This window comes from Actinomadura rayongensis (assembly GCF_009831215.1).
Taxonomy (GTDB): Bacteria; Actinomycetota; Actinomycetes; order Streptosporangiales; family Streptosporangiaceae; genus Spirillospora; species Spirillospora rayongensis.
In genome coordinates this window covers 481,496-493,806 of the sequence record NZ_WUTW01000001.1, presented here as the reverse complement: position 1 = coordinate 493,806, position 12,311 = coordinate 481,496, and the positions used below count along the sequence as shown (strand labels likewise).

Genomic DNA, 12,311 nt, shown 5'->3' with positions numbered 1-12,311 from the left:
GGGGCGTCCGCCGCCGCCCGACCCCGGCCCGCGCCGAGCTTTACCTTTTCCAGGGCTGGGATCTCCCTCAGTTGGTGTTGAGCACCTCCGCCACGAGTTCCTGTGCCTGTTCCTGGACGACCTTGAGATGGTCCGCACCCCGGAACGACTCGGCGTAGATCTTGTAGACGTCCTCCGTCCCGGACGGACGCGCCGCGAACCACGCCTGCTCCGTCGCGACCTTGAGCCCCCCGATCGGCGCGTCGTTGCCGGGCGCGCGGGTGAGGACGGCGGTGATCGGGTCGCCCGCGAGCGTGTCCAGCGTGACCTGCTCCGGCGACAGCCGCTTGAGCAGCGCCTTCTCGTCCGGCGTGGCAGGGGCGTCGAGCCGGGCGTAGGCGGGCTCGCCGTGCCGGGCGGTGAGGTCGCCGTACAGCTCGCTCGGGGAGCGGCCGGTGACGGCGGTGATCTCGGCGGCGAGCAGGGCGAGCAGCAGGCCGTCCTTGTCGGTCGTCCAGGCCGAGCCGTCGCGGCGCAGGAAGGACGCCCCGGCGCTCTCCTCGCCGCCGAAGCCGAGCGAGCCGTCCAGCAGCCCGGGGACGAACCACTTGAACCCGACCGGCACCTCGGTCAGCGGCCGGCCGAGCGCGGCGGCGACGCGGTCGATCATGCCGCTGCTGACGAGCGTCTTGCCGACCCCGGCGGACGCGGGCCAGTCCGGACGGTGCGCGAAGAGGTAGGAGATCGCGGCGGCGAGGAAGTGGTTGGGGTTCATGAGCCCGGCGTCGGGCGTGACGATGCCGTGCCGGTCGGCGTCGGCGTCGTTGCCGGTCGCGACCGTGTAGTCGGTCCGCTTGCCGATCAGCGACGCCATCGCGTGCGGGGACGAGCAGTCCATGCGGATCTTGCCGTCCCAGTCCAGCGTCATGAACCGCCAGGTCGGGTCCACCTCGGGGTTCACGACCGTCAGGTCCAGCCCGTGCCGGTCGGCGATCTCCCCCCAGTAGGCGACGCTGGCACCGCCGAGCGGGTCCGCGCCGATGCGCACGCCCGCGTCCCGGATCGCCGCGAGGCCCAGCACGGACGGGAGGTCGCCGACGTAGGCGTCGAGGAAGTCGTACCGTCCGGCGCGGCGCAGGGCCTCGGCGTACGGGACGCGCCGGACGCCGGTGAGCCCGCCCTCGATGATCGCGTTGGCCCGGTCCTGGATCCAGGTCGTGGCGTCGGTCCCGGCGGGGCCGCCGTTCGGCGGGTTGTACTTGAAGCCGCCGTCGCGGGGCGGGTTGTGCGACGGGGTGACGACGACGCCGTCCGCGAGCCCGGACCGCCGCCCCCGGTTGAACGTGAGAATGGCGTGCGAGACGGCCGGGGTGGGCGTGTAGCCGTCGCGCGCGTCGACGAGGACGGTCACGTCGTTGGCCGCGAACACCTCCAGCGCCGACGCCTGCGCGGGCGCGGACAGGGCGTGGGTGTCGGCGCCGAGGAACAGCGGCCCGTCGGTGCCCTGCGCGGCGCGGTACTCGCAGATCGCCTGGCTGGTGGCGAGGATGTGCGTCTCGTTGAACGCGGCGTCCAGGGCCGAGCCGCGGTGCCCGGACGTCCCGAACGCGACGCGCTGCGCCGGCTCGGACGGGTCGGGACGCAGCGTGTAGTAGGCCGTGACGAGGCGCGGCACGTCCACCAGGTCGGCCGGGGCCGCGGGCCGCCCGGCGCGCGTGTCCACCATGTTCTCCTCCGTGCGGTTCGTCGGTCCAGGCGGTCTACCCGCCGGTCCGGGCGGTCGCACCTGGCGGCGGCCGTTCGTGAGCGATCTCGCGCCCGGGAACGGCGGAAGGCCGTGGCGGTGCGAGCCACGGCCTTCGCTCTCCGGGCCGTCCCCCGGCCCCCTGGTGGAACTCCCTTCGACCGGACGGAGCGTTCTCTTCGGACTCTAGATCGGTCGCTCGACCGGGGCCATCAAACCCACCCCAAATACCGACAAAGCAGTCACAGCACCGTCCGGGCCTCCTCGCCGCCCACCAGCCGCAGCCGCACCACGGCGGGCAGTTTCTCCCGCTCCAGCGCGGTCCGCAGCCGCGCGATCGCCTCGTCCGTCACCCGGCGGCGCAGCGCGGCGAGGTCGGCGTCGCGCGCGTAGGCGACGGTCAGGAACAGCCGGGGCCGCCGCGACGAGCCGCCGATCCGCGCGCCGACGCCCCGCACGCCCGGATAGGCGGCGATCTCGTCCGACAGCGCGTCGGTGACGGCCTGGGCGGTGATCCGCGTCGTCCCCTGCTCGGGCTCGGGCTCCATCGACAGCTCCGGCACGCGGTCCCGGCGGCCCTGGACGAGCAGCCACCACAGTCCGAGCAGCCCGACGACCACCGCCGCGGCGGACACCGCCCACCAGAACCAGCCGTGCCCGGACGCGAACGTCCGCGTCCCCTGCGACAGCACCGGAGCGCGCGAGCGCCCCGAACCGAACACGCCGGAACCGAGCGCCAGCCCGAGACCGCCCAGCACGAGCAGGACGATCCCGAGCAGCGCCAGCGCGAACCGGTTGAGCCGCGCACCCTGCCGGTCCATGATCACTCCCTCACGTCGACGCGGACCTTGACCTTGCGGCGCGGCACCGGCGCCAGCTCGTCCAGCCGGGTCTGGACGGCGTCGCGCACCCGCGCGTCGAGGTCGTGCTCCTGGCGCAGCGGCGTCCGCGCCGTCAGGACGAGCTTCCGCCGCCGCACCCGCACCTTCTTCACGCCGCTGACGCCGTCCACCGACCGCGCCGCCGACGCCGCCGCGCCGCGCAGCCCGCCGCGCGTCACGCCGACGAGCAGGTCGGGGTCGCCGCCGTGCAGCGGGACGAGCCGGCACCGTCCGGGCACCAGCGCGGCCAGCAGCGCGCCGAGGCCGACCAGGGCCACGCCGGCGCTGATCGCGAGGACGGCCGCCGACGACCACGACGTCCGCCGCAGCCACGACGCGACGCTCTCATACGGGACGATCTTCGCCGGGCCGCCCGCGAGCGCCGTCAGCGTCTCGATCGCGGTGAGCGCGCCGACGGCCGTCAGCAGCGTCGCGGCGATCAGCGCCGACCACGCGCGCCGCGTCCGGAACATGTGCCGGGCGCGCCGGTCCGCGCGGCCGAGGACGCGGGGCAGCCGCCCCGCCTGCCGGCTGCCAGTCGTTGCCGCCATCTACGCCACCCCCGCCGGTTCGCGCCGCCGCGTCCGGTCCAGCGCGGACACGACGACGTCCACCTGCTTCACGCGGTGCCCGGTCGTGTCCTCGATCTCCCGCCGGACGCGCTCGCGGACGTCCCGCGCGATCAGCCGGACCGGCTCGGGGTACACGACGGCGATCTCCACGCGCACCTCGGCGACGTGCCCCTGGACCTCCACCGACGCCTTCGCGGCGCGCCGACCGCGCGGCACGCCGAGCAGCCGGACGTCCCGCTCCCCGGTCGCCTCGGCGCACCGCGCGGCGTGCTCGGCGAGCCGCACGAGGACGCGGTCGGCGATCACCGTCACGCCCCGCGCGCTCATTGCCTGCGTCCGAGCGACGACACCATCTCGCCGACGTCCAGCTCACCGGCGGCGATCCGGCCGCCGAGGAACCCGAGGACGCCGAGCAGCAGCACGATGAGGAACGCGCCGAACCCGCCGAACGCTCCGGCGAAGCCGACGGCCGTCCCCCACGCCAGGCCCGCGACGGGCCAGAACTTGCGGTTCATGTTCCCTCCTCCGCGAGGTCGCCGACCAGCACGTGGACGGCCCGGTCCCCGGCGAGCGGGAGCGCGGCGGCGCGCACGTCGGCGGCGATGTCGGGCAGCCGGCGGACGGGCCGGGCGACGATGCCGATCTCCACCGCGTCCGGCCGGACGGCGACGCCCCCGAGCGGCGGTCCCGCCTGGAACGTCACGATCCGTCCGCGCGGTCCGGCGGTGAGGTCGGCGACGCCCGCGACGGTCCGGGCCCGCTCGGCGATGCGCCGGGCCATGTCCAGGTCGGTCACCGCGCCTTGTCCTCGCCGGACCGGTCGTTCGGGCCGGCGTCGTCGTCCTCGCCGGGCAGGTGGATGTCGTCGACGGTGACGTTCACCTCGACCACCTCCAGCCCGGTCATGTGCTGGACCTGGTCCATGACGTTGTCGCGGACGGCCGACGCCAGGTCCGGGATCGCCGCGCCGTACTCCACGACGAGGTCGATGTCGATGGCGGCCTGCTTCTCCCCGACCTGCACCGACACGCCCTGGGACGCGTCGGAGCCGCCGCCGGGCAGCCGCTCGCGCACCGACCCGAACGTCCGGGCCATGCCCGCGCCCATCGCGTGGACGCCGCCGATCTCGCGGGCGGCCATCCCGGCGACCTTGGCGACGACGCCGTCCGCGATGGCCGTGCGGCCGTGCTCGCTGACGAGCGCGTCATCGGCTTTCTTGTCCGCCGCCCCGTCGAGCGAGGCGCGATCGGGCCGGGACGGCAGTGTGCCCGTCCCTGTCCCGCGTCCCGCCTGTCCGTTGTCCTGGTTCACGACTCATCCCCCCTGACGATGTCCCGTTCGTGCCTGCTCGCCCCCGTCGCCCGACAATCGCCCGGCACGGCAAAATTCGCCTTCAACGCCGAAAAGGCGGCGGGCCGGTGACGTCATGCGTCACCGGCCCGCCGCCCGGGCGTCCCGGGATCACTTCCGGGAGCCGAACATGCCCTTCATCTTCTCCGCCGCGTCGCCGGCCTTCTTCTTGGCGTCGTGCACCGCGCCCTGGGCCTTGGCGCTCATCTGGTCGCCCTTGCCCTCGCCCTCCAGCTCGCGGTCGCCGGTCGCCTTGCCGGCGCCCTCCTTGATCTTGCCCTGCGCCTGGTCCGCCTTGTTGCCGAGGTCACCCATCGTGATCCTCCCGATGCCGGGTGTCGATGTCCGAACGATCACCTACCCGCCGCGCCCCGTCGAAACCTCGTCGCACCAGGCCGGAACCGCACGACGGCGACGAGATCGGGCAGCCCGGCGGCCTCCCGGCACCGCGCGACGGGCCCGTCCCCGAGCGCCGCGAGCAGCCCTTCGAGCGGCGTCCCATCCGCGCACGCGACGCTCACCACCAGCCGGGGCGCCTTCCGCGTCCCGGTCACCCGAACCTTCACGTCCCGCACCCCCGGCAGCCTCAGCACCTCATCCCGCACCCCGGCGACGCCGGGAACGTCCCGCCGCGCCAGCGCGCCCCGGCCCGCCCGCCACAGCCCGGCGGTCGCGGCCAGCGCGACGCCCTCGACGCCGAGCGACACGGCGGGCCAGAACCACCCGTGCCGCGCCGCGTACCGGACGACCGACGGATCCAGCACCGGCCGTCCCGTCTCCCCCGCCGCGCCCACTCCCGCCTGCGCGGTCCCGTGCAGCCCGGCCAGGCTCGTCTCGACGGCGTCCGCGCCCAGCACGACCGCCCCGCACGCGAGCAGGATCCCGGCGGCGACGGCGACCCCCGTCCGCATTCACGCGCCTCCGCGCCGGACGTCCACGCGCACCTCGTGCGACAGCCCGAACCCCGCGAGCCGCCCCCGCACCACGTCCCCCACATCCGCCGCAAGCGAACGCGCCCTCCCTCGCACACGCGTCCGCTCAGCACCCGGCACGGCGCGGTCCTTGACCACCACGCGAGGACGCGTCCAGCCCCGCACGCGCGTCCGCCCGGCAGCCGGGACGGCGCGGGACCCGCGAATCTTCACGACCACGCGGGGGCGCGTCCGGCCGCGGACGCGGACGCGGGCGCGTTCGGCGCCGGGGACGGTGCGGGCCGCGCGGGTCAGGGCGCGCTGGACGTCGCGGCGGGGGACGCCGCCCGCCAAGCGTCCGTCCTCGGTGCGGACGGGCAGCAGGCGCCAGCGGCCCGGCACGGCCGCGAGCAGGAGCAGGGCGCCGGACGCCAGCAGCGCGTAGCCGACGACGCCCACCGCGCGGTCGCCCCAGGACGTGCGGCGTAGCAGCGCAACGACGGCGTGGACCGGCAGCAGGCCGGCGGGGTGCCCGGCGAGCCGCGCGACGATCTCGGCCGTCACGACCCAGGACGCGACCGCCAGCAGCGCGAGCAGGGCGAGCACGAGAGGCGTGCGGTGGGCGCGGAACTCGCGGCGGGCGAGGCGCCGGGCGCGCTGCCGTCCGTCCAGGTCCGCGATCCAGGCGGTGATCGGCGCGTCGTCCATCGGCGCCCATCCTGCCGCACCCGGCACGGTGCGTCAGCGGAAGACGACCGTCCGCGCTCCGTTGAGCAGCACGCGGTGCTCGGCGTGCCAGCGGACGGCGCGGGCGAGCGCGAGCCGTTCCACGTCCCGGCCGACGGCGACGAGCGCGTCCGGGCCGTGCGAGTGGTCCACCCGCGCGACCTCCTGCTCGATGATCGGCCCCTCGTCCAGGTCGGCGGTGACGTAGTGGGCGGTCGCGCCGATGAGCTTCACGCCGCGCGTGTGCGCCTGGTGGTACGGGCGGGCGCCCTTGAAGCTCGGCAGGAACGAGTGGTGGATGTTGATGATGCGCCCGGGGAGCTTGGAGCAGAAGTCGTCGGACAGGATCTGCATGTACCGAGCGAGGACGACCAGGTCCGCCCCGTAATGTTCGACCAGCGTCAGTACCTCGGCCTCCTGCGCAGCCTTGGCGCCCTTCGTCACGGGCAGGTGGTGGTAGTCGACGCCGTATGACTGGGTGAGCGGACGCAGGTCGGGGTGGTTGGACACGACCGCAACGATGTCCACGTCCAGCAGCCCGGACCGCTGCCGGTAGAGCAGGTCGTTGAGGCAGTGGTCGTCCCGCGACACCATGATCAGGACGCGCTCGCGGGCGGCGGCCGGGTACAGCCGGCACTCGCCGCCGAACTCCGCGCCCACGCCGGCGAACGCGGCGCGCAGCTCGTCCTCCCCGGCCGACCCGGACGAGAACTGGACGCGCAGGAAGAAGGTCCCGGTGTCCCGGTCGCCGAACTGCTGGCTCTCCAGGATGTTGCAGTCCCGTCCGGCCAGCAGCCCGGACACGGCCGCCACGATCCCGGGACGGTCCGGACACGACAAGGTCACCACGTACTCGCTCACCCCGGCAGCGTACCGACTGCCTGACGGGTGGTTTGACCTGGTCTTGACGGGCTAGATTCGCCACCATGCGTCGACTCCTCCTGATCCCGCTGGCGCTGGTCGCGGTGCTCGCCCTCGCGTTGGCGGCCTGCGAGACCGAGAAGGGGGGCGGCGGCGGGACGCGCGCGACGGGCACCCCGCCCGCGAGCGTGGACGGCATCTCCACCCGCGCCGGAACCCACAAGGAGAAGATCGACGTGGGGACGATCGCCCCCCGCGAGTACCTGATCCACATCCCGCCGAAGGTCGCCAAGAGCAAGTGGCGGAACGGCCGCCTGGCCAAGCGCCTCCCGGTCGTTCTCGCCCTACACGGCGGCTTCTCGACGATGGGCCAGATGCAGCGGCTGACGAACTTCGACTCCCTCGCCGACGAGCACGGGTTCATCGCCGTCTACCCCAACGGCTTCGCGACGACCTGGAACGCGGGCGACTGCTGCGGCGCCGCCAAGATCGGCCACGTGAACGACGTCGACTTCCTCAGCCGCCTGATCGACAAGCTGAACCGAACCGGCCTGGTGGATCCGAAGCGCGTGTTCGTCACCGGCTTCTCCAACGGCGCGGGCATGGCGTACCGGATGGCCTGCGAGGAGGCGGACAAGGTCGCCGCGATCGGCGTGGTGGAGGGCGCGCTGGTGACCAAGTGCGACCCGTCCCGTCCGGTCTCGGCGATGATCTTCCACGGGACGGCGGACGGCAACGTCCCCTTCAACGGCGGCGGACGCCGCGACATCAACGACTCGCGCGGCTTCCCGCCCGTCAAGGACGCCGTGGACTTCTGGCGCCGCGTGGCCAACCTGGGCGCGACCAGCAAGAAGATCACCGCGCAGACGTCCAGCACCGACTGCGAGGCCACCGACAAGGGCGCGGGCGGCGTCCAGGTCACGTTCTGCAAGATCGACGGCGGCCGGCACCAGTGGCCGTCCGGCGCGAGCACCACGCTCTGGAACTTCTTCGCGACGCACGGACGTGACTGACGTCGCGATGTGAAGACTTCTCACATTAGGGGGTTCTGTGGCACTGTGGCCGCATGAACCTCCGCGAGCGGTACGACGCCGCCACGGGCTCCCTCGAAGCTCCCTTCGCCGTCGTGGACCTGCCCGCCCTGCGCGCGAACGCGGCCGACCTCGTCCGCCGCGCGGCGGGCAAGCCGATCCGCGTGGCGAGCAAGTCCGTCCGCTGCCGCGCGCTGCTGGACGAGGTCCTCGCGCTTGACGGCTTCGCGGGCGTCATGGCGTTCACGCTCCCCGAGGCGCTGTGGCTCGCCCGCGAGGGCACGAGCGACGACATCCTCGTCGCCTACCCCACCGCCGACCGGACGGCCCTCGCCGAACTCGCCGCCGACGAGCGCGCCGCCGCCGCGATCACGGTCATGGCCGACGGCCCCGACCACCTCGACCTCATCGAGAAGGCGGCCAAGGGCGCGCCCATCCGGGTCTGCCTGGACATCGACGCGTCCTACCGCGCGCTCGCCGGACGGCTGCGCGTCGGCGCCCTCCGCTCCCCGCTGCACACCCCCGAACAGGTCCGCGCCCTCGCCGCCGAGATCGACCGCCGCGACGGCCTGCGCCTCGTCGGCCTCATGGCCTACGAATCGCAGATCGCGGGCGTCGGCGACCGCCCGCCCGGCCGGGCCGCGCGCGGCCGGATGATCGGCGCGATGCAGCGCCGGTCCCGGCTGGAGCTGGCCCGGCGCCGCGCCGCGATCGTCGCCGCCGTCCGCGAGGTCGCCGACCTGGAGTTCGTCAACGGCGGCGGCACCGGCAGCGTGGAGAGCACCGCCGCCGAGCGCGCCGTCACCGAGGTCGCCGCCGGGTCCGGGCTGTACCACCCGCACCTGTTCGACTACTACTCCAACTTCCGGGGACGGCCCGCCGCGCTGTTCGCGCTCCCGGTCGTCCGGCGGCCGGGGCCCGGCGTCGTGACGTGCCTCGGCGGCGGCTACCTCGCGTCCGGTCCCGCCGACGCGCTGCGCCTCCCCCAGCCGTACCTGCCGACCGGCCTGTCCTACGACCGGCACGAGGGCGCGGGCGAGGTCCAGACGCCGCTGCTCGGCCGCCCGGCCGACCTGCTGGCCGTCGGCGACCGCGTCTGGTTCCGGCACACCAAGGCCGGTGAGCTGTGCGAACGGTTCGCCGAACTGCACCTGCTGGACGGCGACCGGGTCGTCCGGACCGTGCCCACCTACCGGGGCGAGGGCCGGACGTTCCTCTGACGGGCATTCCGTCGGACCGAGCGGCTAGGTTGGCCGGTATGAGCGACGCCCCTGTCATCAGCGTCCGCGGTGAGGCCGTCCTGGAGGCCGAGCCGGAGATCGCGCGGGTGACCGTCCACGTCCAGGCCCGCGAGCGCGAGCGGCGGGACGCGCTCGCCCGGCTCGCCGAGCGCAACGAGCTGACCCTCGCCCTCGTCCGGTCCTACGGCGCCGCCGTGGAGCGGGTGGAGACCGGCGGGCTGTCGGTCACGCCGGAGATCCGCTACGGCAAGCGCAACGACGTCGCGGCCTACCGGGGCACGGCGGTGCACAAGCTGACCGTGGCGGACTTCACCGTCCTCGCCGAGCTGCTGCCGAGGCTGGCCGACCTGGAGCGCACGTCCGTCCACGGCCCCGAGTGGGCGCTCCGGGAGGACAGCGCGGTCCACGCCCGCGCCGCGCGCGAGGCCGCCCTGCGGGCCGTGGAACGCGCCCGCGGGTACGCCGGCGCGCTCGGGACGCGGCTCACCGGCCTGGTCTCGCTGTCGGACGAGACCGCGCAGGACCCCGGCTACGGGTTCGCGCCGATGGCCGCCGCGGCGCGCGGCGGCGCGGAGGACGAGCCGGCGCCGATCGTGGTCGAGCCGCAGGTCCAGACCGTCCGGGCCGCCGTGCTGGCCCGGTTCACCGCGACCCCGCCCGAGCTGTGACGACCCCCGAGCCGTGCGCGGGCCCGCGGCCGGACGGCCCGGCGGGCGACACCGGCGCGCTGGACGTGTTCCTCACCGGCCGCGTCTTCATGGACATGATCTTCACCGGGCTGCCCCGCCTCCCGCTGCCCGGCACCGAGCTGATCACCGACGGGCTCGGCTCGGCGCCCGGCGGCGTCGCGAACATCGCCGTCGCGATGAGCCGGCTCGGCCTGCGCACCGGCCTCGCCGCCCCGTTCGGCGACGACCTGTTCGGCTCCTACCTGTGGCGGACGCTCGCCGAGCAGGAGCAGGTCGACCTCGCCTGGTCGCGGCGCGTCCCCGGCTGGCCGACTCCGGTCACGGTGTCGCTCGCGCACGCCGCCGACCGCAGCATGATCACCTACCAGCGCCCGCTGCCCGCTGGCGGCGAGCTGTTCGCGGACGCGCCCGTCGCCGCGACGTGCTTCGTCGACATCGACCGTCCGCTCCCGGCCTGGGCGCTGGCGCTGCGCGCGGCGGGCACCCGGGTGTTCGCCGACGTCGGCTGGGACCCGACCGAGACGTGGTCCACCGACGTCCTGGACCGCCTGGCCGACGTGGACGTGTTCCTCCCCAACGCCGTCGAGGCCATGGCCTACACGCGCACCCCGACGCCGGAGAAGGCCCTGGACGCCCTCGCCGAGCGCGTCCCGGTCGTCGTCGTGAAGCTCGGCGAGCGCGGCGCGATCGCGGTCGACCGGACGACCGGGGAGCGCGCCGCCGCGCCCGCGCTGCCCGTCCGCGCCCTGGACCCGACCGGCGCGGGCGACGTGTTCGCCGCCGGGTTCGTCTACGGGACGCTCGCCGGGTTCCCGCTGGAGCGGCGGCTGCGCTTCGCGAACCTGTGCGCGGGCCTGTCGGTGCGGCACCACAGCGGCTCGCTCGGCGCGCCCTGCTGGAGCGAGATCGCCGCGTTCGGGGAGTCCGCCGACGTCCCGGCCGAGGAGCTGGCCGAGTACGCGTTCGTCGTCCCGCACATCCCGGCGGCGGGCCGTCCGGCCCACCGCGCCGAACCGACGCTGCGCTGAGAGGAGCCCGGTTGAAGATCGCCGTCATCGGGGCGGGCAGCGGCTACATGCCCGGCATCGTCCGGGGCCTGCTGCACCGCGCCGCCGACCTGGCCGGCACCGAGATCGCCTGCCACGACGTCGACGCCGCGCACCTGGACGTCATGACGCGGCTCGCGGCCCGCATGTTCGCCGCGCGCGGCGCCGACCTGGCCGTCACCGCGCACACCGACCTCAAGCCCGCGCTGGACGGCGCGTCCTACGTGTTCACCACGTTCCGCCCCGGCGGGCTGGAGGCGCGGCACCTGGACGAGTCGATCCCGCTGCGGCACGGCGTCGTCGGGCAGGAGACGGCCGGGCCCGGCGGGCTGCTGATGGCGCTGCGGTCGGTCCCGGTGCTGCTGGAGATCGCCGCGCTCGCCCCGCCGGACGCGTGGATCGTCAACTACACCAACCCGACGAACATCGTCGCCGACGCCGTCGCCCGGCACACCGGCGCGAAGATCATCGGCCTGTGCGACCAGAGCGTCGGCGACACCGAGATGTGGGCGGACCTGCTCGGCCTGCCCGCCGCCCGGCTGGAGGCCGACTGGACGGGCCTGAACCACGCCACCTGGGCGACGCGCGTCCGGTTCGACGGCGTCCCGCTGGACCTGCCCGCCCTGCTGGACGACCTGGCGGTCCCCGGCGGCGGCGCGACGCCGTGGCGCGACCCGTCCCGGATGGCGGAGCTGGCGAAGGCGCTCGGCTTCCTGCCGAACTCCTACGCCAAGTACTACTTCTTCCACGACGAGGTGGTCGCCGAGCTGCGGGAGAAGGGCACGACGCGGGCGCAGGACGTCCTCGCGATGCTCCCCGGCTACTACGCGGGCGTCGCCGCCGAGGCCGAGCGCGACGACCCCGACCCGAGCCGCGAGCGCGGCGGCGGCGAGCACGGGGAGTTCGCGGTCGACGTGATCTGCGCGCTGCACCGCGACGAGGGCCGCCGCGTGATCGTCAACACCCGCAACGGCGGCGCGGTGGCGTCCCTGCCGGATGACGCGGTCGTGGAGGTCCCCGCGATCGTCGGCCGCGCCGGGCCGGTGCCGCTGACGATGGGCGAACTCCCGGCGCCCGTCCGGGGCCTGACGCAGGCGATCCACGCCTACGAGCGGCTGGCCGCCGACGCCGCCGTCACCGGATCCCGGCGGCTGGCGCTGCAAGCCCTGCTCGCGCACCCGTTCGTCCGCAGCAAGCACACGGCCGAGGCCATCCTCGACGAGGGACTCGCCGCCCACCGCCGCCACCTGCCGCAGTTCTTCCCCGCCGGGAAATGAGAA

Annotated in this window: 16 protein-coding genes; 5 read left to right on the top strand and 11 right to left on the bottom strand. The window is 74.8% G+C overall.

Features of this window, described 5'->3' with window-relative positions:
- Positions 1 to 67: 67 nt before the first annotated feature.
- The 11 genes from pgm to purU form a co-directional block, all read right to left on the bottom strand.
- A complete protein-coding gene (gene pgm, locus GQ466_RS02430; RefSeq protein WP_161101110.1) occupies positions 68 to 1,705 on the bottom strand; it encodes a phosphoglucomutase (alpha-D-glucose-1,6-bisphosphate-dependent) in 1,638 nt (545 codons plus the stop codon).
- A gap of 260 nt (positions 1,706 to 1,965) precedes the next feature.
- Entirely contained in the window at positions 1,966 to 2,544 is a 579-nt protein-coding gene (gene amaP, locus GQ466_RS02425) for an alkaline shock response membrane anchor protein AmaP (protein ID WP_161101109.1), read from the bottom strand.
- 2 nt (positions 2,545 to 2,546) lie between these two features.
- Positions 2,547 to 3,155: a DUF6286 domain-containing protein gene (locus GQ466_RS02420; protein WP_161101108.1), complete on the bottom strand. Its 609-nt coding sequence runs from the start codon at positions 3,153 to 3,155 to the stop codon at positions 2,547 to 2,549.
- Positions 3,156 to 3,503, bottom strand: a complete 348-nt coding sequence (locus tag GQ466_RS02415) for an Asp23/Gls24 family envelope stress response protein (protein WP_161101107.1) — start codon at positions 3,501 to 3,503, stop codon at positions 3,156 to 3,158.
- Positions 3,500 to 3,691 carry a hypothetical protein gene (locus GQ466_RS02410; RefSeq protein ID WP_161101106.1) on the bottom strand — a complete coding sequence of 64 codons (192 nt, stop codon included), beginning with the start codon at positions 3,689 to 3,691 and terminating at the stop codon, positions 3,500 to 3,502. Before GQ466_RS02410 ends, GQ466_RS02415 begins: the two co-directional genes overlap by 4 nt.
- On the bottom strand, positions 3,688 to 3,972 hold the full coding sequence (locus GQ466_RS02405) for a hypothetical protein (protein ID WP_337193287.1): 285 nt from the start codon (positions 3,970 to 3,972) through the stop codon (positions 3,688 to 3,690). Before GQ466_RS02405 ends, GQ466_RS02410 begins: the two co-directional genes overlap by 4 nt.
- Positions 3,969 to 4,487, bottom strand: coding sequence for an Asp23/Gls24 family envelope stress response protein (locus GQ466_RS02400; RefSeq protein WP_337193286.1), 519 nt, complete (start codon positions 4,485 to 4,487; stop codon positions 3,969 to 3,971). The genes GQ466_RS02405 and GQ466_RS02400 overlap by 4 nt, the downstream gene beginning before the upstream one ends.
- 150 nt (positions 4,488 to 4,637) lie before the next feature.
- The gene (locus GQ466_RS02395) at positions 4,638 to 4,841 is read right to left on the bottom strand and encodes a CsbD family protein (protein WP_161101105.1); all 204 of its coding nucleotides are present in this window, start codon (positions 4,839 to 4,841) and stop codon (positions 4,638 to 4,640) included.
- A 38-nt stretch (positions 4,842 to 4,879) separates the two neighbouring features.
- On the bottom strand, positions 4,880 to 5,437 hold the full coding sequence (locus GQ466_RS02390; RefSeq protein WP_161101104.1) for a hypothetical protein: 558 nt from the start codon (positions 5,435 to 5,437) through the stop codon (positions 4,880 to 4,882).
- Positions 5,438 to 6,145, bottom strand: coding sequence for a DUF6286 domain-containing protein (locus GQ466_RS02385; protein WP_161101103.1), 708 nt, complete (start codon positions 6,143 to 6,145; stop codon positions 5,438 to 5,440). It abuts the gene before it with no gap.
- A gap of 33 nt (positions 6,146 to 6,178) precedes the next feature.
- Entirely contained in the window at positions 6,179 to 7,024 is an 846-nt protein-coding gene (purU, locus tag GQ466_RS02380) for a formyltetrahydrofolate deformylase (RefSeq protein WP_161101102.1), read from the bottom strand.
- Between the two features lie 65 nt (positions 7,025 to 7,089).
- Between purU and GQ466_RS02375 the strand changes: the two genes are divergently transcribed.
- Genes GQ466_RS02375 through GQ466_RS02355 form a run of 5 tightly spaced genes read left to right on the top strand, consistent with a single transcriptional unit; the run spans position 7,090 to position 12,308 of the window.
- Positions 7,090 to 8,037: a CE1 family esterase gene (locus GQ466_RS02375; protein ID WP_161101101.1), complete on the top strand. Its 948-nt coding sequence runs from the start codon at positions 7,090 to 7,092 to the stop codon at positions 8,035 to 8,037.
- A gap of 53 nt (positions 8,038 to 8,090) precedes the next feature.
- A complete protein-coding gene (locus tag GQ466_RS02370) occupies positions 8,091 to 9,275 on the top strand; it encodes an amino acid deaminase/aldolase (protein WP_161101100.1) in 1,185 nt (394 codons plus the stop codon).
- A gap of 38 nt (positions 9,276 to 9,313) precedes the next feature.
- Positions 9,314 to 9,964, top strand: a complete 651-nt coding sequence (locus GQ466_RS02365) for an SIMPL domain-containing protein (RefSeq protein WP_161101099.1) — start codon at positions 9,314 to 9,316, stop codon at positions 9,962 to 9,964.
- The gene (locus tag GQ466_RS02360) at positions 9,961 to 11,013 is read left to right on the top strand and encodes a carbohydrate kinase family protein (protein WP_337193285.1); all 1,053 of its coding nucleotides are present in this window, start codon (positions 9,961 to 9,963) and stop codon (positions 11,011 to 11,013) included. The genes GQ466_RS02365 and GQ466_RS02360 overlap by 4 nt, the downstream gene beginning before the upstream one ends.
- Positions 11,014 to 11,024: 11 nt before the next feature.
- Positions 11,025 to 12,308 (top strand): family 4 glycosyl hydrolase, encoded by a 1,284-nt coding sequence (locus GQ466_RS02355; protein WP_161101098.1) that lies wholly within the window; start codon positions 11,025 to 11,027, stop codon positions 12,306 to 12,308.
- Positions 12,309 to 12,311 lie beyond the last annotated feature (3 nt).

What these genes read in the sequence shown, in the direction of transcription:
- pgm (WP_161101110.1), bottom strand. Translation starts at nt 1,705, where the DNA reads ATGGTGGACACGCGCGCCGGGCGGCCCGCGGCCCCGGCCGACCTGGTG.
- amaP (WP_161101109.1), bottom strand. Translation starts at nt 2,544, where the DNA reads ATGGACCGGCAGGGTGCGCGGCTCAACCGGTTCGCGCTGGCGCTGCTC.
- GQ466_RS02420 (WP_161101108.1), bottom strand. Translation starts at nt 3,155, where the DNA reads ATGGCGGCAACGACTGGCAGCCGGCAGGCGGGGCGGCTGCCCCGCGTC.
- GQ466_RS02415 (WP_161101107.1), bottom strand. Translation starts at nt 3,503, where the DNA reads ATGAGCGCGCGGGGCGTGACGGTGATCGCCGACCGCGTCCTCGTGCGG.
- GQ466_RS02410 (WP_161101106.1), bottom strand. Translation starts at nt 3,691, where the DNA reads ATGAACCGCAAGTTCTGGCCCGTCGCGGGCCTGGCGTGGGGGACGGCC.
- GQ466_RS02395 (WP_161101105.1), bottom strand. Translation starts at nt 4,841, where the DNA reads ATGGGTGACCTCGGCAACAAGGCGGACCAGGCGCAGGGCAAGATCAAG.
- GQ466_RS02390 (WP_161101104.1), bottom strand. Translation starts at nt 5,437, where the DNA reads ATGCGGACGGGGGTCGCCGTCGCCGCCGGGATCCTGCTCGCGTGCGGG.
- GQ466_RS02385 (WP_161101103.1), bottom strand. Translation starts at nt 6,145, where the DNA reads ATGGACGACGCGCCGATCACCGCCTGGATCGCGGACCTGGACGGACGG.
- GQ466_RS02375 (WP_161101101.1), top strand. Translation starts at nt 7,090, where the DNA reads ATGCGTCGACTCCTCCTGATCCCGCTGGCGCTGGTCGCGGTGCTCGCC.
- GQ466_RS02370 (WP_161101100.1), top strand. Translation starts at nt 8,091, where the DNA reads ATGAACCTCCGCGAGCGGTACGACGCCGCCACGGGCTCCCTCGAAGCT.
- GQ466_RS02365 (WP_161101099.1), top strand. Translation starts at nt 9,314, where the DNA reads ATGAGCGACGCCCCTGTCATCAGCGTCCGCGGTGAGGCCGTCCTGGAG.